This is a genomic window from Paralcaligenes ureilyticus, assembly GCF_004346225.1.
Lineage (GTDB): Bacteria > Pseudomonadota > Gammaproteobacteria > Burkholderiales > Burkholderiaceae_B > Paralcaligenes > Paralcaligenes ureilyticus.
Map to the genome: position 1 here is coordinate 83,765 of NZ_SMAJ01000014.1, position 21,244 is coordinate 105,008.

Genomic DNA, 21,244 nt, shown 5'->3' on the forward strand with positions numbered 1-21,244 from the left:
CGACAAAAAACCCGCGAAGCCTTTGGCCGTGCGGGTTTATGCGGATAACTGGCGGACAGGGTGAGATTCGAACTCACGGTACGCCTAAACGTACACTGGATTTCGAGTCCAGCGCATTCGACCACTCTGCCACCTGTCCGGGTGGGTCGATAAAGCAAGTCCGCTATTCTAGCAAGTAAATTAAAAACCTGCTCACGCGCAAGTGGCCGTCCGTGCGCTGGCGCGTACGCGTTACAGCGTTACACTAATGCGGCAGAAATGAATCGATTTTGGACGATATTGACGAGAAAAGGAACGTTATGCTTACAGGTAAACATGCCGTAGTGACGGGTTCGACAAGTGGTATTGGTCTGGCGATTGCGCGCGAGCTTGCGGCCAATGGTGCCGATGTGGTGATCAATGGCTTTGGCGATGCGGCCGCGATTGAAAAAGAGCGCGCCGGGCTGGAGCACGATTTCAAGGTGAAGGCGTATTACATCAATGCGGATTTGTCCAAGGCCGCCGACACGCGCGAGTTCATCAACAAAGCGGTGAAAGCCCTGGGCAGCATCGATATTCTGGTGAATAACGCGGGCATCCAGCATACCGATCTGATCGAGGATTTTCCGGTTGAGCGCTGGGACGCGATTATCGGCTTGAATCTCTCGGCCGTATTTCATGGCACGGCAGCGGCATTGCCGTATATGAAGAAGCAAGGCTGGGGGCGCATTATCAATATTGCGTCGGCCCATGGCCTGGTGGGGTCGGCCAATAAATCGGCCTACGTGGCGGCCAAGCATGGCGTGGTGGGCTTGACGAAGGTGACCGCGTTGGAAAATGCGGGCAATGGCGTGACCTGCAATGCGATCTGCCCGGGCTGGGTGCGCACGCCCCTGGTGGAAAAGCAGATCCAGGCGTTGGCCAAGAGCAAGGGTATTGAGGCCGAGGTCGCGGCGAAAGAGCTGTTGACCGAAAAGCAGCCGTCTCTGCAGTTCGTCACACCCAAGCAGTTGGGGGGCGCGGCGGTGTTTCTGGCGTCGGACGCGGCGGAACAAATGACCGGCACGACCATGTCGCTGGATGGTGGATGGACGGCGCGGTAGGAGTGTGCTTGTAGCGGCACCCCTTGTGGGTGCCACATCTAACAGGAAAAAAAATGCTGCTGGTATTGTCTCCCGCTAAAAAACTGGATGTTGATTCAACCGTTCGCACGACGCTGCATTCCCAGCCCTTGTTTATCGAGCAGGCGGCTGGCCTGATCAAGATACTGAAGAAAAAATCAGCCACGCAGGTGGCGGCGCTCATGAGCTTGAGCGATAAGCTGGCGCAGTTGAATGTGGAGCGCTATGCGCATTGGCAGCCGCACTTTACGCAGGCCAATTCCAGGCAGGCGGCGCTGATGTTCAATGGCGATGTGTATGGGGGGCTGGATGCGGCAACCCTGTCGGACAAGCAACTGGATTGGGCGCAGGATCATGTGGCGATACTGAGCGGCTTGTATGGCGTGTTGCGCCCGCTTGATCTAATGCAGCCTTATCGTCTGGAAATGGGTACGCGGCTTGCTACCAGACAAGGCGAAACGCTGTACGACTATTGGGGGAGTTCGATTGCCCAATACCTGAATACGCGCATGGCCGAGCAGGGCGAAACGGTGTTGTTGAATTTGGCGTCGGAAGAATATTTCAAAGCGGTCGACCGCAAGGCGCTGACCGTGGAGGTGGTGCAGTGCGTGTTTCAGGATTACAAGAACGGCGCCTGGAAGGTGATCAGCTTTCATGCAAAAAGGGCACGGGGGCTAATGGCGCGGTATGTGATCGAGAAACGGATTAAAAAGCCGTCGGCGTTGCAGGCGTTTGCCAGCGAGGGGTACGCGTATGCGGCGGAGGTTTCCACGCCGGATAAGTTAGTGTTCCGGCGGGTGTAGCGGCAGCCCTTGTGGCTGCCATCGGCGCAGTAACGTGCATTCCGTTTAGCAACAATGGCACCCACAAGGGGTGCCGCTACATGATTCACGGCCGCGTTTCATGATTCACGGCCGCGTTTCATAATTCACGGTCACGTTTTCGCTGGCACGGCGCGCACATTCTCCAACCCGCGCATTTCCTTGCGGATCAGCTGGGCGGCCTTGGCCATTTGTTTCAGCGGATAGGCGAGGGTGGCCAACTCGCCTTCGGTCTCGATCGAGGCGGGTGGCGTCGCATCCTGGTCCGACAATAGCTGCGAAATGGCGTCGAGCATTTTCTGCACGCCGTCGGGCACGACGGGCAGGGTGGCCAGGATGGGGACGGCGGCGCTGATCTGCGAGGCCAGTACGTGGTTCTGGATCAGCAGGTTGTTCAGTTCCGGCACGTCTTTCTGGTGCGATACGGGTTCGCCCATCATGCGATAGAACGCTGCGGCAAAATTGCCAAAGGTGATGTGCACATTTTTACGCGCCAGGCGCAGGGCGAAATCGGCCTCTTCCAGTTCGGCGTCCTGTTTGGCCTGTGGTGCGGCGGGCAGCAGTCCTTGGCCAAGTTGGGTGCGGCGCAGCGCGGCGTAGTGCAGGCCGGACTTCAGGAATTCCTGGTTGGCGGCTTTGGCCGCGCGCGCCAGCGGATCCATATAGCTGCGTTCCCACCACGGCAGGATATAGCTGCAAAGCAGGGCCAGGCCGCAGCCGATCACCGTGTCGACCGCGCGCTCGCCGATGACGAAATTGGTGCCTGGAGATAAGAAATGAAAAGCCAGCAGCACGAACAGGGTGTTGAAAATGGCTGATACCGTGTAGTTCAATTGGACCAGGCTGCTGCCCAGCACGTAGGCGACGACCAGCACGGCGAAGTAGATGCCTAGGTTGTGAGTCAGGTTGAACAGCACAAAGGCCAGGGCGCAGCCGATCAGGGTTCCGGTCAGGCGCCAGCCGTTGCGTTGCCGGGTCAGGGCAAAGCCCGGTTTCATGACGATAAGAATGGTCAGGATAATCCAATAGCTGTGTCCTGCCAGGGTGACGGTCATGCCCTCTTGCGTCATGAATAGCCCTAGCACGGCGGTCAGGCCCATGCCGGCAATCACCGCAATCGCCACCCGCAAGGCGTAGCGGAAGTGGGGAGAGCTCAGGCGAAAATTGCTGGTCAACATGCCAAAGCGCAATTCCTGGCGCGATAGGAAGGGCAGCAGGGATTTGTTCAGGCGCAGGTTGACCGAGGCTTCGGTCGTACCGCGCTGTGTTTGTTCGGCCATGCGATCGATGCTTTTTGCCGCATTGCGCAGGCGGCGCAGCACTTGCACCAAAAGGGCGTAGACCTCGGGTTCATGGGTGTCCAGGCCCTGGCGGCGGAAATGCTCCAGTTCGTACTCGATGGCCCGCAGTTCGGCCTTGACGCTGCTGCGTTCCTTCACTTGCTTGTTGCGCGCGATGTTAAGTGCGACGCGGCCGATGCTGATCGACAGCTTGTACAGGGCATCGCGGCAGAACAGCATAATGTCGCTATCGGGCAGGCGCTGGCGTAGCGTTGCATAGTCGGTATGAGTGGCGACCAGATTGTCGAGCAGGTCGATCATATCCACGAAGATATTCAGCAGCGTCACCCGATGATGGTCGCCGCGGCCATGTCCTTTGGGCAATTCGCGCAACACCATGTCGCGCGCTGCCTGATGTTTGTCGGTCATGTCGGCCTGGGTGCGGATCAGTTGCCGGTAGTTGGCATCGAGGTCGGTGGCGACATCGTAGAACCGCGATCGCGCCGCCATGTAGTCGGCCGTGGCAAAGAGCGCTACGGAAAGTGCTTGCTGCTCGATGCGATACCAGAGCACGCTGCTCAGGCAGAAGCTGAAAATAAAATAGAACACGCCGCCCAGCATGGAGTACAGGGTGTGGCCCAACACCTGCTGAGGCTGCAGCGGCGTGTGCATGGTGAGCGTCATGAGCAGCAGGCATGCGAACCCGATCAGGCCGCCACGTTTGCCGAACACTGTGAGTATTGAAAGAGCGAAACACAGTAGAGGGACGATGAGCCAGATCAGCAGCGGGTTCAACGAGGCCATGCCGGTAATGGCAACGGTCAGGGACCCCAGCACGATGCCGCCCAGCATTTCGTTGGTCCGGTAGCGCCGGGGACCGCCGGGCTGATCGATGATGGCCACGCACAAGGCGCCCAGCGCCGCAGTCATGCCGATGTCGTAACGATTGAACAGGCCTCCCATCAGTATCGCCGGCAGCAGCACGCCGATGGCCTGGCGCAGGCCGCCAAAAAAATAATGGCTGTAAAAGAAACGCTGCAGCTGCGGGATACGTAGCGCCATGCAAAGTCCGACACAAGGAAGTTATGCGAAGTATAGAGGCAGACGGCGCTGGATCCTTCTATTTCTCGCATGGCGCGGGGCCGATCTATAAACCCGGGCGATTTGATTCTGATGCTGCAACGCGGTAAAGTATCCGTCCGGCTCGTCCATCTATCCAGGGCGGGTTGTCAAGGGCTACGTCGTCCGGGTTATCCGCCCGGTTTTTTGCGCCTGCATTTATTGGCTGTTGGCCGCGCCACAAGCGTGTGTTGCCAAAGCATCCGTTTCTACCTCCCGCGTTCATGATGAACGCTCGTACTGCGTTTCGATGAGTGCGTGTCGGGACGGCAAGGTGTCTGGGTGGCATGGCTCCGTGAGCCATAAAGCGCCGGATTATGTTGCCGCAACCGGCTCAAGCTCAGGCCTAATCTGGCCAATCGGGATATCAGTGCCGGTTATGAAAGGAATACAACATGGAACTCAATGGCGCCGATATCGTCGTGCGTTGTCTGGCCGAAGAAGGTGTTGACCACGTGTTTGGTTACCCCGGTGGTGCGGTCCTGTACATCTACGATGCCATTTACAAACAAGACAAATTTCAGCATATTCTGGTGCGTCACGAGCAAGCGGCCGTGCATGCGGCCGATGCCTATTCGCGTTCTTCGAACAAGATTGGCGTTGCCCTGGTGACCAGCGGCCCGGGCGTGACCAATGCCATAACGGGCATTGCCACCGCCTATATGGACTCCATCCCGATGGTGATCATCAGCGGCCAGGTGCCCAGTTACGCCATAGGCGAGGATGCCTTCCAGGAATGCGACACCGTGGGCATTACGCGGCCCTGCGTCAAGCACAATTTTTTGGTGCGCGACGTGAAAGACCTGGCCGAAACCATGCGCCGCGCGTTTTACATCGCCAGAACCGGCCGGCCGGGCCCCGTGCTGGTCGATATCCCTAAAGACATTACCGTAGCGAGCTGCAAATACACGCCGCCACGCGGCGAAATGCATATGCGTTCTTACGCTCCGGTAACCAAAGGGCATCAGGGGCAAATCAAGAAAGCGGTGCAGATGTTGTTGGCGGCCGAGCGCCCCATGGTGTATTCGGGCGGCGGCGTCGTGCTCTCCGATGCAGCGCCCGAATTGCGCCGGATCGTGGAGTTGCTGGGTGCCCCGTGCACCAATACCCTTATGGGTCTGGGGGCGTTTCCGGCCAGCGATGACAAGTTCATGGGCATGCCCGGCATGCATGGCACCTACGAAGCCAATATGGCCATGCAGCATTGCGACGTGTTGCTGGCCGTTGGCGCGCGGTTCGATGACCGGGTCATCGGCAACCCCAAGAATTTCGCCCAGAATCCGCGCAAGATCATACATATCGATATCGACCCGTCGTCCATCTCCAAGCGTGTGCGCGTCGACGTGCCTATTGTGGGCAACGTGAAAGACGTGTTGCAAGACCTGTATGTTCTTTATGAACAGGCCAGTGCGGACACTCCTCCCAATAAACCGGCCCTGGCCAAATGGTGGCAGCAAATCACCACCTGGCGCGGTCGCGAGTGTCTTAAGTATGAGGGGTCTGACACCATCATCAAGCCGCAATATGTGGTTGAAAAATTGTGGGAAGTCACGGGCGGACAAGCGTTTGTGACCTCGGATGTGGGGCAGCATCAGATGTGGGCCGCGCAATATTACCGGTTCGATGAGCCAAGGCGCTGGATCAATTCGGGCGGGCTGGGCACCATGGGAGTAGGGTTGCCCTACGCCATGGGCGTGCAGATGGCGAATCCGGGCAGCGATGTGGCGGTGATTACCGGCGAAGGCTCGATTCAGATGAATATCCAGGAGCTTTCCACCTGCAAGCAGTATCACCTGACGCCCAAGGTGCTGTGCCTGAACAACCGTTACCTGGGCATGGTGCGGCAATGGCAGCAAATCGATTATGGCTCGCGTTATTCAGAGTCCTACGTCGATGCCTTGCCGGATTTCGTCAAGCTGGTTGAAAGCTATGGTCACGTGGGCATGCGCATCGATAAGCCGGCCGATGTGGAGCCCGCAATACGCGAGGCCTTTACCAAATACAAGGATAGACTGGTGTTTATGGATTTCATTACCGACCAGACCGAAAACGTATGGCCGATGGTGAAGTCGGGCCGTGGCCTGACCGAGATGCTGCTCGGCTCAGAAGACCTGTAAGGAGAGAAAATAATGAAACACGTCATTTCTATCCTTCTGGAAAACGAGCCTGGTGCCCTGTCGCGTGTGGTGGGGCTGTTTTCGGCGCGCGGCTACAACATTGAAACCTTGACGGTGGCCCCTACCGAAGATTCCACGCTGTCGCGCATGACGATCGTGACCGAGGGTTCGGACGAAGTCGTCGAGCAGATCACCAAGCATCTGAATCGCCTGGTGGATGTGGTCAAGGTGGTGGATCTGTCCGAAGGACCGCACATCGAGCGCGAGCTGATGCTGATCAAGGTCCGGGCGGTAGGCAAGGAACGCGAAGAGATGAAACGCATGGCGGATATCTTTCGCGGCCGTATCATCGATGTGACCGACAAGGTCTACACCATTGAATTGACGGGGGTGCAAGAAAAAATCGAAGCCTTTATCGGCGCCCTGGATCGCAGCGCGATTCTGGAAACCGTGCGCACCGGAGTTTCGGGCATAGGCCGCGGAGAACGTGTCCTCAAGCTATAAAGCATATAAAGCAGCAACTGTCTGTGGGCAGCAACCATTTTTTGAATTAGAAGCAACAACAATTTCTTAAATCCTGGAGTTTTATAAATGAAAGTTTTTTACGACAAAGATTGTGACCTGTCCTTGATCAAAGGCAAGAAAGTCGCCATCATCGGTTACGGCTCACAAGGCCATGCACATGCGCTGAATTTGCATGAGTCGGGCGTGAATGTAGTCGTAGGTTTGCGCAAGGACGGGGTATCGTGGAGCAAGGCCGTCAATGCCGGCCTGGCTGTTCAGGAAGTGGATCAGGCTGTCAAAGGCGCCGATCTGGTCATGATGCTGTTGCCCGACGAGCACATTGCCGAGGTCTATCGCAATCACGTTGCCGCCAACATCAAGGCGGGCGCTGCGCTGGCCTTTGCACATGGATTTAACGTTCATTACGGCCAGGTCATCCCGCGCAACGATATCGACGTCATCATGATCGCGCCCAAGGCGCCGGGTCACACCGTGCGCAGTACCTATCGCCAGGGCGGCGGGGTGCCGTCGCTGGTTGCCGTGCATCAGGACAAATCCGGCGCCGCCCGCGATGTGGCCTTGTCGTATGCCTGCGCCATCGGCAGTGGCCGCGCGGGCGTCATCGAAACCAATTTCCGCGAAGAAACCGAAACCGATTTGTTCGGCGAACAAGCGGTGTTGTGCGGCGGTACGGTGGAACTGATCAAGGCCGGTTTCGAAACCCTGGTTGAAGCCGGCTATGCGCCGGAAATGGCTTATTTCGAGTGCCTGCACGAGCTCAAGCTGATTGTCGATCTGATCTATGAAGGCGGCATTGCCAACATGAACTACTCGATTTCGAATAACGCCGAATACGGCGAATACGAAACGGGTCCGAAGATCGTCAACGCCGAGACCCGCAAGGCCATGCGCCGCGCCCTGGACGATATTCAATCGGGCGCCTATGCCAAGAACTTCATCCTGGAAAATGCCGCCGGTGCGCCAACGCTCCTGTCGCGCCGCCGGATCAACGCCGAGTCGCAAATCGAGCAGGTGGGCGGCAAATTGCGCGCCATGATGCCCTGGATCGCAGCGAACAAATTGGTTGATCAAACCAAGAACTAAGCTGCCGAAGCGGCCGCTAAAAAAACGTACTGGTCGCTAATGTAGTGGCAGCCCTTGTGGCTGCCATTTTTTTTCTAGCGCGGAAATGGCACCCACAAGGGGTGCCGCTACAAATTCACGGGCACGTCTTCATGGCGTCACCCACTGGTTCGTCTAATTCGGTTATTCTTCTCCCTACGATGAATAAACCCGCTTACCCGCACCCTGTTATTGCACGTGAAGGCTGGCCGTATTTGGCCGCTATGGTGCTCATTTCCATCCTCTCCACCTTCTGGTCACCCTGGGGCTCGCTGCCTTTGTGGCTGATAACGCTGTTTGTGTTGCAGTTTTTCCGCGACCCGGCCCGAGTGGCTCCCGATGGCGAGCATAATGTGCTGTCGCCCGCCGACGGGCGTGTGGTGTCGGTCGAAGAAACCAAAGACCCGTACGCGCAACGCGACGCACTGAAAATCAGTGTCTTCATGAATGTATTCAACGTCCATTCGAACCGCGCGCCGGTCGCGGGCGAGGTCGTATCCATAGATTATTTTGCCGGGCAGTTTTTCAATGCGGCGCTCGATAAAGCGTCCACTCAAAACGAACGCAACGCTACGGTGCTGCGCACCGGGCGCGGCCATGTGGTCACCTGTGTGCAGGTCGCCGGCCTGATTGCCAAGCGCATCCTGTGCTATATCAAGCCGGGTGATAAAGTGTATGGTGGACAGCGCTATGGCTTTATCCGTTTCGGATCGCGCGTAGATGTATATTTGCCGCTGGGCTCACGGCCCCGGGTGTCAATAGGCGACAAGGTGCACGCCACCAGCACGGTGCTGGCCGAGCTGCCTGCGGCCAACCAAGAGTAAATCAATGCCTAATTTTCCGCTTGACGAACGTACGCGTAGGCGCAGCATTTATTTGCTGCCTAACGCGTTTACGACAGCTAATTTGTTTTCCGGCTTCTATGCTGTTGTACAGGCCATGAACGGGAGCTTCGAAATTGCGGCCATCGCGATTTTTGCGGCGATGGTGTTCGATGGCATGGATGGGCGCGTGGCGCGGTTGACCAATACTCAATCCGCTTTTGGCGAACAATACGACTCGCTGTCGGATATGGCCTCGTTCGGTATTGCGCCGGCCTTGGTTATTTACGAATGGATGTTGCACGACCTGGGGCGATGGGGCTGGCTGGCCGCGTTCATCTACGTGGTAGGGGCAGCCTTGCGCCTGGCGCGTTTCAACGCCAATATCGGTATTGTCGACAAGCGTTTCTTCCAGGGCTTGCCCAGTCCGGCGGCGGCGGCCCTGGTGGCCGGCTTCGTGTGGTTGGCGGTCGATAATAAATTCATGCTGCAAAACAGCACCATCGCCTGGCTGGCCTTCGTGATCACGGTGTATGCGGGCGTTGCCATGGTGACCAATGCGCCGTTCTATAGCGGGAAATCGTTCGCTCTGGGGCGCAGCGTGCCGTTCTGGGTGATTTTACTGCTGGTGGCCGTATTCGTTTTTGTGTCCAGCGACCCTCCGGTCGTATTGTTCGGCCTGTTTGTGGTGTATGGCGTGTCGGGCTGGATCACCATGTTCTGGCGCTGGCGCCGAGCGCGCAAGCTGCGAAGCCGCCTGCGCCATGGCCCGGATGGGTTGGCCGATAGCGATGTCGGTAAGCCGGAATAGCGATACATCGTTCCGTCAAAAAATGCCACCCACTAGGGGTGGCGCTACCTTATTCGCGGCCACACTCTTGTAGCGGCACCCCTTGTGGGTGCCACTTTCGCAGATTCAACGGTATCTCCCCAATATCCCGGCCGGTATGGGCGTGTGTGAAAATTACAGGGGAGTGTCATGTACTTCGTACATGGGGTCGGGACCGGGATGAAAGCGGGTTACATGCGATCCGTCGTGGCCGAAATACACATACATTAGCGAATTCCAGGCGCCGTTCTCTCGATATCGATAGCTCCAGACGTGCTGGCTGACCGAGGGCATGCCGACACTATCGATAATGGCCGGCGGCCCGAATTCGCAGCGCACCTGGTCTTGGGTCCAGGTTCCTTTGGCGAGAATCCGGAAATGCTCATTGGTGAGCAGGGGCGTGACGCGGCCGATCTGGCCTGCGCTATCGACGTGCGTACCCCAGGCATACTGTCCCATGGGTTGTTGGGTCCAGATCAGATGCCGGCCCCCGGCTTGGTCCGGGCACGAAAAGTTGGGCTGGCCGAATTGTGCTTCTACCTGGGCAAGCGATGTGCCTGCCGGGATGTTGTTCATGTTGGCGCAGGCGGCCAGTGCACCCAGCGCCGCCACGGCCAGGCCCACGCGCACCAAGCGGGCCGTTGCGGATAAATAAACCATGTTCGAAGCCATGATGGGAACTCCTGTCTGTACAACGAAATCATTATCGCTCATTCGATGGCCTGCAGAATAAGGGATTCTGGAATTGGAATGGTCCGGCAACCGGCACCCACAAGGGGTGCCGCTACAAACCGCCGTTCAGCTAATGCCGAGGCAATCCGCTATAATGCACAGGCTTCGAGTTTATGGCGCAGTTGCGCCGCCGGCTTTGAGGCCTATTCATATTCAACCGTCACGTCAGGGCACCTCGGCTCTGACGCTTGTTAAAGAGGCTTAATAATGTCTGTTGCTGACATCAAAAAATCCGATATCGTTACGCAATACCAACGTGCTCAAGGCGATACCGGTTCTCCAGAAGTGCAAGTGGCGCTGCTTACGGCCCGTATCAATGAATTAACCGGCCACTTCAAGACCCACCTGAAAGATCACCACTCGCGTCGTGGCCTGCTGCGCATGGTCAGCCGCCGCCGCAAATTGCTCGATTACCTCAAAGGCCGCAACCCTGATTCGTATCGTTCCCTGATCGAAAAGCTCGGTCTGCGCAAGTGATACTCGGGGCTGGCTCCCCACGATGCAACCGTGGACACGGCGATAGCGATTCGCGGTGGCCACGGTTTTTTTATTGCAAGGATATTCCGCTATGTTTAATAAAGTGACGAAATCGTTTCAGTATGGCCAGCACACAGTGGTGCTTGAAACGGGCGAGATGGCTCGCCAGGCCTCCGGCGCAGTGCTGGTCTCAATTGAAGATACCGTTGTGCTGGCGACCGTGGTTGCAGCCAAGAAAGCCAAAGCCGGGCAGGACTTTTTTCCGCTGACTGTCGATTATGTCGAAAAAACCTATGCCGCCGGCCGTATTCCCGGCGGTTTTTTCAAACGTGAAGGCCGGCCTTCCGAAAAAGAAATACTTACCTCGCGCCTGATCGATCGGCCCTTGCGCCCCTTGTTTCCCGAAGGCTTCTACAACGAAGTTCAGGTCATTATCCATACGGTGTCGGTGAATCCCGAGATCGATCCCGACATCGCTGCCTTGATTGGCGCATCGGCCGCGCTGGCCATCTCGGGTATTCCGTTTGACGGCCCGATTGGCGCCGCACGGGTGGGTTATATCAACAATCAGTACGTGATCAACCCCACCGTTACGCAACTGAGCGAGTCGCAAATGAATCTGGTGGTGGCCGGCACCGAAGCGGCCGTGCTGATGGTGGAGTCCGAAGCGCAGCAGTTGTCCGAAGAAGTGATGCTGGGCGGCGTGGTGTTTGGCCACGAACAGATGCAAGCGGCGATCAATGCCATCCATGACCTGGTCAGCGAAGCAGGCAAGCCCGAGTGGGACTGGCAGGCCGCTCCTAAAAACGAAGCGCTGGTTGCCGCGGTTGCACAAGCCGCCGGGGGCGGGCTGCAAGCCGCTTATCAGGTTCGCGAAAAGCAAAGCCGCACTACGCAATTGCGCGACGTTTATTCCAAGGTCAAGGCCACGCTGCTTGAGGCCGCTACGGCCAAAGGCGAGCCCGCGCCCGATGGCGTCGAAGTCGACAATATGCTGTTCGACCTGGAAGCCAAAATCGTGCGCGGCCAGATCCTGGGTGGTGAGCCGCGCATTGACGGCCGCGACACCCGCACCGTGCGCCCCATCAGTATTCGCCTGGGGGTTCTCCCCCGCGCACATGGCAGCGCCTTGTTCACGCGCGGCGAAACGCAGGCTCTGGTGGTGGCCACTTTGGGCACCAAGCAGGACGAGCAGATTATTGATTCGATCATGGGCGAGCATCGCGACCGCTTCATGATGCACTACAACATGCCTCCGTTTGCAACCGGCGAGACAGGCCGCTTCGGCTCGCCCAAACGCCGCGAAATCGGCCATGGCCGCCTGGCCAAACGCGCTTTGATCGCCTTGCTGCCTGCAGCGGCCGACTTTCAGTACACGATACGCGTGGTGTCCGAAATTACCGAATCCAATGGTTCTTCATCCATGGCATCGGTGTGCGGCGGTTCGCTGGCCATGATGGACGCCGGCGTGCCGGTCAAGGACCACGTGGCCGGAGTGGCCATGGGCCTGATCAAGGAAGGCGGCAAGTTTGCGGTGTTGACCGACATTCTGGGCGATGAAGATCACCTGGGCGATATGGATTTCAAAGTGGCCGGCACGGTCAACGGTATTACCGCTTTGCAAATGGATATCAAAATCCAGGGCATCACCAAGGAAATCATGCAGGTGGCGCTGGCTCAGGCCCGCGAAGGCCGCTTGCATATTCTGGAAAAGATGAAGGCCGCGCTCGAAGGCTCGCGCACCGAGTTGTCCGAATTTGCGCCGCGCATGCTGACCGTCAAGATCAATCCCGACAAGATCCGCGACGTCATCGGCAAGGGCGGGGCGACGATTCGTGCGCTGACTGAAGAAACCGGTACACAAATCGATATCGGCGATGATGGCACCATTACCATCTCCAGCGCCGATCTGGATCGCGCCCGCGATGCCGAGCGCCGCATCAAAGAACTGACCGCCAACGTGGAAGTGGGTCAGGAATACGAAGGCCCGGTATTGCGCCTGCTGGATTTCGGCGCGATCGTTCAGGTTCTGCCCGGCCGCGACGGTTTGCTGCACATTTCCGAGATCGCCAACTATCGCATCGCCAATATCAACGATGTGTTGAAGGTGGGGCAGGTTGTGCGCATCAAGGTCATCGAGGCCGACGACAAGGGCCGCCTGCGCCTGTCCATAAAGGCTATCGGCGGCATCGAAGCCCAGGGCGGCCCGCAAGGTCCGGCTGCGTCCCCCGAGGCCGTGGCCTGATCGAGGCAGCTGGTCTTTGATTGAAAAACGGCATCTTCGGATGCCGTTTTTTTGTGAGAATATGGCGACCACAAGGGTCGCCGCTACAACGCTACCGGTATGTCGTTGTAGCGGCACCCCTTGTGGGTGCCATTTTGCTTTAATGCGCTGCAAGACCCGCCCGGAGTGATTCACGCGTGGCGAGTCAGCTCGAAATACTGGTGCACCCAACCGGAATCGAACCGGTACGATCAATGATCGAGAGATTTTAAGTCTCTTGCGTCTACCAATTCCGCCATGGGTGCGCGGGGCAGATTATGGCATAAAACGCTAATCGATCCAAAGGCGCATGGCACCCACCAGGGGTGCCGCTACAGAACCTGCCCGTCGCGTAGCGGCAGCCCTGGTGGGCGCCATACCGCAATTTGATAAAGCTATTCCCATGGCCGTTGTGGAAATGTCGAAGGGAATGGCAGATAGGCAGAGTCAGCGACTTGTTTTTTTATGGCGGAAGCGGTGAGATTCGAACTCACGGACGGGTTGCCCCGTCGCTGGTTTTCAAGACCAGTCCATTCAACCGCTCTGGCACGCTTCCGTATTGTCTGACTATGGTTTCCGCAAGGCCCGGCTGTCGCATGGACGCCGCCCTTCGGAAGGTCGCCAGTTTAGCCTATGTGCGGGGGTTTGTGGGGTCGCGGCCTTTTCTGCTATGGCCCGAGTCTGGGCGGGAGGGCCGGGCGTGGCCGACAATCTGGCTTCAAAAGCATAAAATCCCCCACGCAGGCGATAATGCGAAATTCGATAATGTATGCAAGGGAGCCGTTATGAAAGCTGTAGAAATTGTGCAACCTGGTGGCCCTGAGGTTCTGGTGCTGGCCGATCGGCCCATGCCTGAGCCCAAGGCCGGCGAGGTTTTGATCAAGGTATCCGCGGCCGGCATCAATCGTCCTGACGTTTTTCAGCGCAAAGGCAGCTATGCGCCGCCGCCGGGGGCGTCCGATCTGCCGGGCCTGGAAATTGCCGGAGAAATCGTGGGCGGCGACGCAGCTTCGGGCGGCTTCAAGCAGGGTGATCATGTGTGTGCGCTGGTGGCCGGCGGTGGCTACGCCGAATATTGTGTTGCGCCGGCGGTGCAATGTCTGCCCATCCCGGCGGGCTTGACCGAGGTCGAAGCGGCGGCCTTGCCCGAAACCTACTTTACGGTGTGGAGCAATGTGTTTGATCGCGGCCGGCTGTCGGCGGGTGAAAGCCTGCTGGTGCACGGGGGCGCGAGCGGCATTGGCACGACGGCTATTCAACTGGCTGTAGCCATGGGCAACACCGTCTATGCCACGGTGGGCAGCGACGAACGCGCGCGCACCATTGAAAAGCTGGGCGCCGCCCTGGGTATCAATTACCGCAGTCAGGATTATGTGGAGGAAATTAAAAAGGTCACCGGCGGCAAAGGGGTGGACGTGGTGCTGGATATGGTGGCGGGCGACTACATCAATCGCAACCTGAACTGTCTGGCCGATGACGGCCGCATTGTGATCATTGCCTTGCTGGGAGGCTCCAAGGCCACTATTGATGGCGGGCAGGTGCTGCGGCGTCGTCTGACGATTACCGGTTCAACCCTGCGCCCGCGGCCCGTCGCTTTCAAGGCGGCCATAGCGCAATCGTTGAAGCAGCACGTTTGGCCCTTGCTTGCCGCCAAGAAAATCAAACCTATCGTGCATGCCACCTTCCCGCTAGCCCGTGCCTGCGACGCCCATGCCATGATGGAAGCCGGCGAGCAAATCGGCAAGATTGTCTTGACGGTTTAGTCTGTGTGAAAATGGCAGCCACAAGGGCTGCCGCTACAAATACGTACCCGTTGCTCACGCAGCGGCAGCCCTTGTGGCTGCCAAAATCCTTGGCCAGCAACACGGCATCTACAAATTAGAAAAGACTAGAATTAGGCATTCGTACCTGTCGCACGATACAATGCTGGGTTTACCCCATTTTTTACCGGCTCTCTACCCGGCTGGTCCTTTACACACTATGACTAGCATTCAGACAAGCACTGAGTCTCGACCGCGCCTGGTGATAGGCAACTGGAAAATGCACGGCAGTCTGGCGGCCAATGCCAGCTTGCTGGCGGATTTGCGGGCGGGCGCGGGCGACGTGGCCGACAGCGCAATGGCTGTCTGCGTGCCGTTTCCCTATCTGGCACAAACCAGTGTGGCGCTGGCGGGCAGCCCGATTTCCTGGGGCGCACAAGATGTCAGCGGCCAGGCGCAGGGCGCATTTACGGGCGAAGTATCCGCCACCATGCTGGCCGACTTTGGCTGTTGCTGGGTATTGGCCGGGCATTCCGAACGCCGCACCTTGCATGGCGAGACTGATCAGCAGGTAGCCGACAAGGCGCAGGCGGCGCTTGGTGTGGGCCTCGCGCCGGTGGTGTGCGTAGGTGAAACGTTGGCCGAACGCGAGGCAGGGGAAACTCATGCCGTGATTGCACGACAGTTGGCCCCTGTGTTGGCGCGGGGGGCTGCGTCGCTTGCTAAAATGGTGCTGGCTTATGAGCCGATATGGGCCATAGGCACGGGCCGCAGCGCCACGCCGGAGCAGGCGCAGGATGTGCACGCGTTCATACGTGCCAGCCTGGCCCGGGCAGGTGCCGGGCAAGTCCAGATTTTATACGGCGGTAGCGTCAAGGCGTCTAACGCCGCCAGTTTGTTTGCCATGAGCGATATTGACGGTGCCCTGGTGGGCGGCGCGTCGCTTGTAGCGCAAGAATTTTTACGTATTGCAGCCGCATAGGCTTCGGAGTTTTTTCATGCAATGGTTGTCTCCCACTTTCCTGACGATTCAAGTCGTTTCCTCGATCACCATCATTGTGCTGGTTCTGCTGCAGCAAGGTAAGGGCGCCGACATGGGCGCCACCTTTGGCGGCGGCTCGGCCGGTAGCCTGTTTGGCGCCACTGGGGCGGCCAACTTTTTGTCGCGCGCCACCAAGTGGGCGGCAATTGTGTTCTTTTCGTCGACAGCTGCCCTAGCCTATATTGCACACCACCCTGGTTCGTCTATATTGGAAGGCGGCATTATGCAGGGGTTCAAGCAGGCGCCTGCGCCAGCCGCCCCGGCCCCTGTTGCAACGGGTTCGGCCGTTCCCTCGGCGCCGGCCAGCAGCACTCCGTCCGCTCCCGCCAAAGTTGTACCGGCTGCGCCTTCGGCAGCGGGTACTGTTGTACCAGGCAGCGCCGCTCCTGCAGCGGCGGGCAATAGCACGCCTGCGGTTCCATCTGCATCGGGCACTACCATGCCCGCTGTCCCGGTTGTCCCGAATGCGGCCGGACAGTCCAAGCCTGTTGCGCCGGTTGGCGGCTCGACCCAGTCCAAGTAATTGCCGAAGCGCTGATTCTGAACGATCGGCAGTTTGACGGATTTTTGCTGCGCAAATGGCAGCCACAAGGGCTGCCACTAGATTAGATTCTATAGTTCAACGCAACGGTATGTGTTTGTAGCGGTACCCCTTGTGGGTGCCACCACCGCCACCGTTTCCAACTATTAAACAAAAACGTTTGGTGGAACGTGGAACCGTTTGGACAGCGCCTTGATTTGCCGAACGTTCAAGTCACGCTTGCCGTGCAGAATTTCCGATACGACGCCTTGGGTGCCGATTTCTGGAAGGTCCGATTGCGTCAGATGATGTTGTTCGATTAAAAATCGCAGCATAGCCAAGGGCGAGACCTCCTGTGCCGGATAATGGGCGTGATCGAACTCGCCAATCAGGCTGCCAAGGGTATTGGCAAGTTCGGCCAGTGGATGTTGTTCGCTCGCAGCTCCTGCATCAAGCAATTGATTCAATACCACAACAGCCTGGTCGTAATCATGCGCGGTATGAATCGAGTGCAGAGGAACAACTGACGATAACGCTTGAAAATGGGAGGTGATCTCGGCGATCGTTGTTTTATCCATTACGGCTTCCATTTGTCGTACTCCTTATGAGTGAAGACATACCGAATATACAATTTCTGATAATCAAAATGGATAGCGGTGACAATCCGGTATTTATTACCGCCAATGTCGAAAACGTAATATTCCTCAACTTTGTCGGTCGTATTGAACGTCGTTTTAATATCCGAGAAGCTGGTAAATGTTCGGGACTCAATAATCTTGCGCCACGCCTGCATCGGGTTGTCGGCGCCAGGGTGAGTCGCTGCAAAGTCGATAAGAGCTTTATTGGATATGACGCGCATATTGGTATTATATCTCAATTTGAGATATAACATTGGTCAAGATATTGCATTGGTCGATTGAATTCATCACCTCGGTTTCATGGGAAATTACTGCATCACTACAAAATTAACGGATGCGTTTAAATTTACGAATACGTTTTATGTCGATCTTGCGCATCAAGGTTTTGTAGCGGCACCCCTTGTGGGTGCCAATTTGAGACAAAGAGGGCCTCTGCCTGCTTGCCTGGAGGGCTTTGGTTTTCATGCTAGAATTCCCCTCTTTGCGGCAGGCGGCGCTCTATAACGCGTGTGTATTGCCGGCAGAATCAAGCCGACGTGGTGAAATTGGTAGACACGCTATCTTGAGGGGGTAGTGGCGAAAGCTGTGCGAGTTCGAGTCTCGCCGTCGGCACCAAGTTTAAGTTCCAGGAAGTCTCAGATCGTCCCAAAGCCTGCATGAACATTAGTTTTTGCGGGTTTTTTGCTTTCTGGGCTTTGGTGCGATTTAGCTGAGAATGGGTTGCGGTGCGATGGCCGAAGGCAGTTCGCGCTGCAATGCCTACGCGATTTCGTAGGGGTGACCCTTGTGGTCGCCTGGTTGGCCGCCAGGAAAAGCGTGTTCGCCGCTAATAGTTGATGGTACCAATAAGAGGTGCTGGCACGAAAACAGAAATGGCACCCACAAGGGGTGCCATCTAACCTCAGCTAAACACACTTCAGGCCATCCCACGCCAGCCAAACGCACCTCAGGCCATCTACGCCAGCTAAACACATCCGACGCCATCCCACCCCAGCTAAACACGTCTGATCCTGCATTCAAATCCTGCTCGCCAAAGAATAAAACCTTCAAATCAAAGCCAGGAAAACCTAAATAGAAACAATTGATTATTTCGCTTATCTCGAATAAATCTAGATTTAAATAAATCGTTTAAGCACAAAAAATACTGTGGCTGGTACACCACAAAAATTAGCGGGTAAACCCCTATCAATTTGTGGTTAAAACACCGCTTTGTTGTTTCAATCCAACAATTATCAGGAAAAGTTAAGCTTTTGCCCTCACGGCAATAGCCAGCGGCCCCGAATTTTGATGCAATAGCACCAACTTCCCATCGCGGAGTTAGAAAGAGTGGCAGGACGTATTAAAAGTGATCGCCGCTCTCGTTACTCAAATCTACGGAGATTTCTTACATGAAAAAGACTCTGCTCGCTGCTGCTCTAATTGCTGGCTTTGCCAGCGTTGCTCAAGCAGAAACATCGGTTACCCTCTACGGTATTATCGATACAGGCATCGAATATCAACAAGTCAAAGGCACGGTTGGTGGTGTTGACGTTAAAGCCAGCCAGTTTGGTTTGACCTCTGGTAATCAGTCCGGCAGCCGCTGGGGCCTGAAAGGCTCTGAAGATCTGGGCAACGGCCTGCGCGCTGTGTTCCAGTTGGAAAGCGGTTTTGACAGCACCAATGGCAAATCGGCTCAAGGTGGCCGTTTGTTCGGTCGTCAAGCCACTATCGGTCTGGCTTCTGATGCTTGGGGCCAATTGGATTTTGGTCGTCAAACCAACATTGCTTCCAAGTACATGGCTTTTGCCGATCCGTTCGCGGCAGGCTGGGGTCAGGCCAACTATGGTACGTCGTTCACATCGGCTAACACCGTGCGCCTCGACAACATGATCATGTACCAAACCCCGAACTTCTCGGGCTTCCAGTTCGGCGTTGGCTATTCGTTCAACGTTGATGGTTCCCAACTGCCTAAGCTCTCATCGTCGACTCCCGGCTTTGATGGCTCCGACAGAAACGTTCGCGACATCACCGTGGGCTTGCGTTACACCAATGGTCCTATCGGTTTGGGTGCAGCCTACGATCGTCTGAACAGAAGCAACAATCCTGATGGCGAACCCAACAATGTGTCCGCATGGATGATTGCTGGTGCGTACGACTTCGAAGTGGTCAAGGCATCGTTGGCGTTTGGTCAAACCCGCAACGGTTTCTTTGCTCCTCAAGGCGTCATCAACCCCACCGGTGTGACCTCCTTCCCCTCGTTCGGCTTCGTGAACGGGTTGAAGTTTAACTCCTACTTGGTTGGCTTGACCGCTCCTGTCGGCAACGGCCTGGTGATGGCTTCCTGGCAAATGGCTGATCCCCATAGCAGCGACGATAGCATTGGTGATCGTGCCAAACAGCAAAGCTTCAGCTTGGGTTATCAGTACAGCCTGTCCAAGCGCACCAACGTGTACGCGACTGCTTCGTACATGAAAAATGCGTACTTCCAAAGCGACCTGAAATCGACCGCTGCCATGGTCGGTATCCGTCACCAGTTCTAATCGGTTGCATAGCTAGCCTATGCACCGAGGCGGCCCGGCTTGCCGGGTTGCCACATGAATTGATGCGGACTTCGGTTCGTATGAAAAAAACCACCTTTCGGGGTGGTTTTTTTTATTGATTTCGGCAGCGAAGGGAGTTGTTGCGGTTGTGGCTGCCATATCGTCGATGGCCAGGCGTGTCTGCAGAATACGATCATCGTAAGGGCTGGTTGCGTTGGGTGCCGGCTCTAAAGTAGATTGAAGTATTACCTTCTTATGCCTTGGTAGAGAACATCATGACAGCCACCGATATCCGGCCCGTTGCGGTCAAGCTAGGTCGGGACGCTCGAGAACGCATGAAACGCCTTGCTAACGTTCGCCACTGCAGCCACACTGGACGACCACCATGACGGTATTCGGCGTTGATGACAGGCACAAGGCCTGTCGCTACAAAATTCCCTGTCGCTGCAAAATTCACGCGCACGTTTTGTGGGGGCAGCCCTTGTGGCTGCCATATCCTGGATGCACAAGGCGGCATCTGCAGTCGCCCGGCAATCGCCAGAATTCCGAGATGAGATACCCTACATAAACCCGGGTTTGTTCAGCCGGATGACACTCTCAAAATGCTACAATCTATGAGTTTACATATTGCGATTGGATGCTTTGCATGAACCTGCAAGAGTATTTTCCGGTACTGCTCTTCATTGTCTTTGCCACCTTGGTGGGTTTTGCCTTGATGTCGGCAGGCAGGCTGATCGGGCCGAATCGGCCCGATGCCGAAAAACTGTCTCCGTACGAATGCGGTTTTCCGGCGTTTAGCGATTCGCGCATGAAGTTCGACGTGCGCTATTACCTGGTCGCCATTCTGTTTATTATGTTCGACTTGGAAATTGCGTTCCTGTTTCCCTGGGCGATTGCCAGTGGTTCGGTGGGCATGGTGGGCTTCTGGACGGTGCTGGTGTTTCTGGCGGTGCTGACAGTTGGATTTATCTACGAGTGGAAAAAAGGCGCGCTTGACTGGGAGTAAGGTCTTTCGCGCAATGGCGGCCGGGCGCTACTATGTTGGGCTTTTGGCACTCACGAGTAATTAGGCAACAAGATCATGGCTATCGACGGTATTTTAAAAGAAGGCTTCATTACCACCAGCGCAGACAAGTTTCTGAACTGGGCTAAAACCGGTTCTTTGTGGCCCATGACGTTCGGTCTGGCCTGTTGTGCGGTTGAGATGATGCACGCGGGCGCAGCGCGCTACGATCTGGATCAGTTCGGTATTATTTTCCGGCCCAGCCCGAGGCAGTCCGACCTGATGATTGTGGCCGGCACCCTGTGCAATAAAATGGCGCCGGCGTTGCGCAAGGTTTACGACCAAATGCCCGAACCCCGCTGGGTGCTGTCGATGGGCTCGTGCGCCAATGGCGGCGGCTATTATCACTATTCGTATTCAGTGGTGCGCGGCTGCGATCGCATTGTGCCGGTCGACGTCTATGTGCCGGGCTGCCCGCCGACGGCCGAGGCTCTGGTCTATGGCCTGCTGCAAATGCAGAACAAAATCCGCCTGACCAATACCATTGCTCGCTAGGCTCGCTCGCGCGAGCCTTTCA

The 21,244-nt window shown here is 56.7% G+C and carries 19 protein-coding genes and 4 tRNA genes; 16 read left to right on the forward strand and 7 right to left on the reverse strand.

Annotated features, from left to right (window positions below):
* Positions 1–49: 49 nt before the first annotated feature.
* Positions 50–139, reverse strand: a tRNA-Ser gene (locus EDC26_RS15670).
* Between the two features lie 160 nt (positions 140–299).
* Here EDC26_RS15670 and EDC26_RS15675 point away from each other — a divergent pair.
* Positions 300–1,082: a 3-hydroxybutyrate dehydrogenase gene (locus tag EDC26_RS15675; RefSeq protein WP_132584330.1), complete on the forward strand. Its 783-nt coding sequence runs from the start codon at positions 300–302 to the stop codon at positions 1,080–1,082.
* Positions 1,083–1,135: 53 nt separating this feature from the next.
* Entirely contained in the window at positions 1,136–1,903 is a 768-nt protein-coding gene (gene yaaA, locus EDC26_RS15680) for a peroxide stress protein YaaA (RefSeq protein ID WP_132584332.1), read from the forward strand.
* Positions 1,904–2,034: 131 nt separating this feature from the next.
* Here the strand turns inward: yaaA and EDC26_RS15685 are convergent, their stop codons facing one another.
* On the reverse strand, positions 2,035–4,263 hold the full coding sequence (locus EDC26_RS15685) for an FUSC family protein (RefSeq protein ID WP_132584334.1): 2,229 nt from the start codon (positions 4,261–4,263) through the stop codon (positions 2,035–2,037).
* A gap of 452 nt (positions 4,264–4,715) precedes the next feature.
* Here EDC26_RS15685 and EDC26_RS15690 point away from each other — a divergent pair, with 452 nt between their 5' ends.
* The 5 genes from EDC26_RS15690 to pssA all read left to right on the forward strand — a co-directional run bounded on the left by EDC26_RS15690 (position 4,716) and on the right by pssA (position 9,695).
* Positions 4,716–6,437 (forward strand): acetolactate synthase 3 catalytic subunit, encoded by a 1,722-nt coding sequence (locus EDC26_RS15690; RefSeq protein ID WP_132584336.1) that lies wholly within the window; start codon positions 4,716–4,718, stop codon positions 6,435–6,437.
* Positions 6,438–6,449: 12 nt separating this feature from the next.
* Positions 6,450–6,941, forward strand: a complete 492-nt coding sequence (gene ilvN, locus EDC26_RS15695) for an acetolactate synthase small subunit (RefSeq protein ID WP_132584339.1) — start codon at positions 6,450–6,452, stop codon at positions 6,939–6,941.
* An 87-nt stretch (positions 6,942–7,028) separates the two neighbouring features.
* Positions 7,029–8,045, forward strand: coding sequence for a ketol-acid reductoisomerase (gene ilvC, locus EDC26_RS15700; RefSeq protein WP_132584341.1), 1,017 nt, complete (start codon positions 7,029–7,031; stop codon positions 8,043–8,045).
* Between the two features lie 179 nt (positions 8,046–8,224).
* Entirely contained in the window at positions 8,225–8,887 is a 663-nt protein-coding gene (locus tag EDC26_RS15705; protein ID WP_132584401.1) for a phosphatidylserine decarboxylase, read from the forward strand.
* A gap of 4 nt (positions 8,888–8,891) precedes the next feature.
* Positions 8,892–9,695: a CDP-diacylglycerol--serine O-phosphatidyltransferase gene (pssA, locus tag EDC26_RS15710; protein WP_132584343.1), complete on the forward strand. Its 804-nt coding sequence runs from the start codon at positions 8,892–8,894 to the stop codon at positions 9,693–9,695.
* 153 nt (positions 9,696–9,848) lie between these two features.
* Here pssA and EDC26_RS15715 read toward each other — a convergent pair whose 3' ends face one another.
* A complete protein-coding gene (locus EDC26_RS15715) occupies positions 9,849–10,385 on the reverse strand; it encodes a hypothetical protein (RefSeq protein ID WP_425012777.1) in 537 nt (178 codons plus the stop codon).
* Between the two features lie 267 nt (positions 10,386–10,652).
* Between EDC26_RS15715 and rpsO the strand changes: the two genes are divergently transcribed.
* Together rpsO and pnp are read left to right on the forward strand one after the other, a co-directional pair.
* The gene (gene rpsO, locus EDC26_RS15720) at positions 10,653–10,922 is read left to right on the forward strand and encodes a 30S ribosomal protein S15 (protein ID WP_132584345.1); all 270 of its coding nucleotides are present in this window, start codon (positions 10,653–10,655) and stop codon (positions 10,920–10,922) included.
* 91 nt (positions 10,923–11,013) lie between these two features.
* On the forward strand, positions 11,014–13,167 hold the full coding sequence (gene pnp, locus EDC26_RS15725) for a polyribonucleotide nucleotidyltransferase (protein WP_132584347.1): 2,154 nt from the start codon (positions 11,014–11,016) through the stop codon (positions 13,165–13,167).
* A 198-nt stretch (positions 13,168–13,365) separates the two neighbouring features.
* Here pnp and EDC26_RS15730 read toward each other — a convergent pair.
* Both EDC26_RS15730 and EDC26_RS15735 read right to left on the reverse strand, forming a co-directional pair.
* Positions 13,366–13,451: transfer RNA gene (locus EDC26_RS15730), tRNA-Leu, on the reverse strand.
* Between the two features lie 200 nt (positions 13,452–13,651).
* Positions 13,652–13,741, reverse strand: a tRNA-Ser gene (locus EDC26_RS15735).
* Positions 13,742–13,970: 229 nt separating this feature from the next.
* Between EDC26_RS15735 and EDC26_RS15740 the strand changes: the two genes are divergently transcribed.
* The 3 genes from EDC26_RS15740 to secG all read left to right on the forward strand — a co-directional run bounded on the left by EDC26_RS15740 (position 13,971) and on the right by secG (position 16,510).
* A complete protein-coding gene (locus tag EDC26_RS15740) occupies positions 13,971–14,948 on the forward strand; it encodes an NAD(P)H-quinone oxidoreductase (protein WP_132584349.1) in 978 nt (325 codons plus the stop codon).
* 217 nt (positions 14,949–15,165) lie between these two features.
* The gene (gene tpiA / locus EDC26_RS15745) at positions 15,166–15,927 is read left to right on the forward strand and encodes a triose-phosphate isomerase (protein WP_132584351.1); all 762 of its coding nucleotides are present in this window, start codon (positions 15,166–15,168) and stop codon (positions 15,925–15,927) included.
* A gap of 16 nt (positions 15,928–15,943) precedes the next feature.
* On the forward strand, positions 15,944–16,510 hold the full coding sequence (secG, locus tag EDC26_RS15750; protein WP_132584353.1) for a preprotein translocase subunit SecG: 567 nt from the start codon (positions 15,944–15,946) through the stop codon (positions 16,508–16,510).
* Positions 16,511–16,674: 164 nt separating this feature from the next.
* Here the strand turns inward: secG and EDC26_RS15755 are convergent, their stop codons facing one another.
* Positions 16,675–17,097, reverse strand: coding sequence for a helix-turn-helix domain-containing protein (locus EDC26_RS15755; RefSeq protein WP_132584355.1), 423 nt, complete (start codon positions 17,095–17,097; stop codon positions 16,675–16,677).
* The gene (locus EDC26_RS20595) at positions 17,085–17,399 is read right to left on the reverse strand and encodes a type II toxin-antitoxin system HigB family toxin (protein WP_425012779.1); all 315 of its coding nucleotides are present in this window, start codon (positions 17,397–17,399) and stop codon (positions 17,085–17,087) included. The genes EDC26_RS15755 and EDC26_RS20595 overlap by 13 nt, the downstream gene beginning before the upstream one ends.
* A 276-nt stretch (positions 17,400–17,675) precedes the next feature.
* On the opposite strand from EDC26_RS20595, the gene EDC26_RS15765 reads away from it, so the two are divergent.
* The 4 genes from EDC26_RS15765 (at position 17,676) to EDC26_RS15780 (ending at position 21,222) form a co-directional block, all read left to right on the forward strand.
* Positions 17,676–17,760 (forward strand) — tRNA-Leu (locus EDC26_RS15765).
* Positions 17,761–18,533: 773 nt separating this feature from the next.
* Entirely contained in the window at positions 18,534–19,664 is a 1,131-nt protein-coding gene (locus tag EDC26_RS15770; protein WP_132584359.1) for a porin, read from the forward strand.
* Positions 19,665–20,310: 646 nt separating this feature from the next.
* Positions 20,311–20,670, forward strand: coding sequence for an NADH-quinone oxidoreductase subunit A (locus EDC26_RS15775; protein WP_132584361.1), 360 nt, complete (start codon positions 20,311–20,313; stop codon positions 20,668–20,670).
* Between the two features lie 75 nt (positions 20,671–20,745).
* On the forward strand, positions 20,746–21,222 hold the full coding sequence (locus tag EDC26_RS15780) for a NuoB/complex I 20 kDa subunit family protein (RefSeq protein WP_132584364.1): 477 nt from the start codon (positions 20,746–20,748) through the stop codon (positions 21,220–21,222).
* Positions 21,223–21,244 lie beyond the last annotated feature (22 nt).

What these genes read in the sequence shown, in the direction of transcription:
- EDC26_RS15685 (WP_132584334.1), bottom strand. Translation starts at nt 4,263, where the DNA reads ATGGCGCTACGTATCCCGCAGCTGCAGCGTTTCTTTTACAGCCATTAT.
- EDC26_RS15690 (WP_132584336.1), top strand. Translation starts at nt 4,716, where the DNA reads ATGGAACTCAATGGCGCCGATATCGTCGTGCGTTGTCTGGCCGAAGAA.
- EDC26_RS15780 (WP_132584364.1), top strand. Translation starts at nt 20,746, where the DNA reads ATGGCTATCGACGGTATTTTAAAAGAAGGCTTCATTACCACCAGCGCA.
- EDC26_RS15770 (WP_132584359.1), top strand. Translation starts at nt 18,534, where the DNA reads ATGAAAAAGACTCTGCTCGCTGCTGCTCTAATTGCTGGCTTTGCCAGC.
- EDC26_RS15675 (WP_132584330.1), top strand. Translation starts at nt 300, where the DNA reads ATGCTTACAGGTAAACATGCCGTAGTGACGGGTTCGACAAGTGGTATT.
- EDC26_RS15755 (WP_132584355.1), bottom strand. Translation starts at nt 17,097, where the DNA reads ATGGAAGCCGTAATGGATAAAACAACGATCGCCGAGATCACCTCCCAT.
- rpsO (WP_132584345.1), top strand. Translation starts at nt 10,653, where the DNA reads ATGTCTGTTGCTGACATCAAAAAATCCGATATCGTTACGCAATACCAA.
- secG (WP_132584353.1), top strand. Translation starts at nt 15,944, where the DNA reads ATGCAATGGTTGTCTCCCACTTTCCTGACGATTCAAGTCGTTTCCTCG.
- EDC26_RS15740 (WP_132584349.1), top strand. Translation starts at nt 13,971, where the DNA reads ATGAAAGCTGTAGAAATTGTGCAACCTGGTGGCCCTGAGGTTCTGGTG.
- EDC26_RS20595 (WP_425012779.1), bottom strand. Translation starts at nt 17,399, where the DNA reads ATGTTATATCTCAAATTGAGATATAATACCAATATGCGCGTCATATCC.
- EDC26_RS15775 (WP_132584361.1), top strand. Translation starts at nt 20,311, where the DNA reads ATGAACCTGCAAGAGTATTTTCCGGTACTGCTCTTCATTGTCTTTGCC.
- ilvC (WP_132584341.1), top strand. Translation starts at nt 7,029, where the DNA reads ATGAAAGTTTTTTACGACAAAGATTGTGACCTGTCCTTGATCAAAGGC.
- pnp (WP_132584347.1), top strand. Translation starts at nt 11,014, where the DNA reads ATGTTTAATAAAGTGACGAAATCGTTTCAGTATGGCCAGCACACAGTG.
- tpiA (WP_132584351.1), top strand. Translation starts at nt 15,166, where the DNA reads ATGACTAGCATTCAGACAAGCACTGAGTCTCGACCGCGCCTGGTGATA.
- EDC26_RS15705 (WP_132584401.1), top strand. Translation starts at nt 8,225, where the DNA reads ATGAATAAACCCGCTTACCCGCACCCTGTTATTGCACGTGAAGGCTGG.
- ilvN (WP_132584339.1), top strand. Translation starts at nt 6,450, where the DNA reads ATGAAACACGTCATTTCTATCCTTCTGGAAAACGAGCCTGGTGCCCTG.
- yaaA (WP_132584332.1), top strand. Translation starts at nt 1,136, where the DNA reads ATGCTGCTGGTATTGTCTCCCGCTAAAAAACTGGATGTTGATTCAACC.
- pssA (WP_132584343.1), top strand. Translation starts at nt 8,892, where the DNA reads ATGCCTAATTTTCCGCTTGACGAACGTACGCGTAGGCGCAGCATTTAT.
- EDC26_RS15715 (WP_425012777.1), bottom strand. Translation starts at nt 10,385, where the DNA reads ATGGCTTCGAACATGGTTTATTTATCCGCAACGGCCCGCTTGGTGCGC.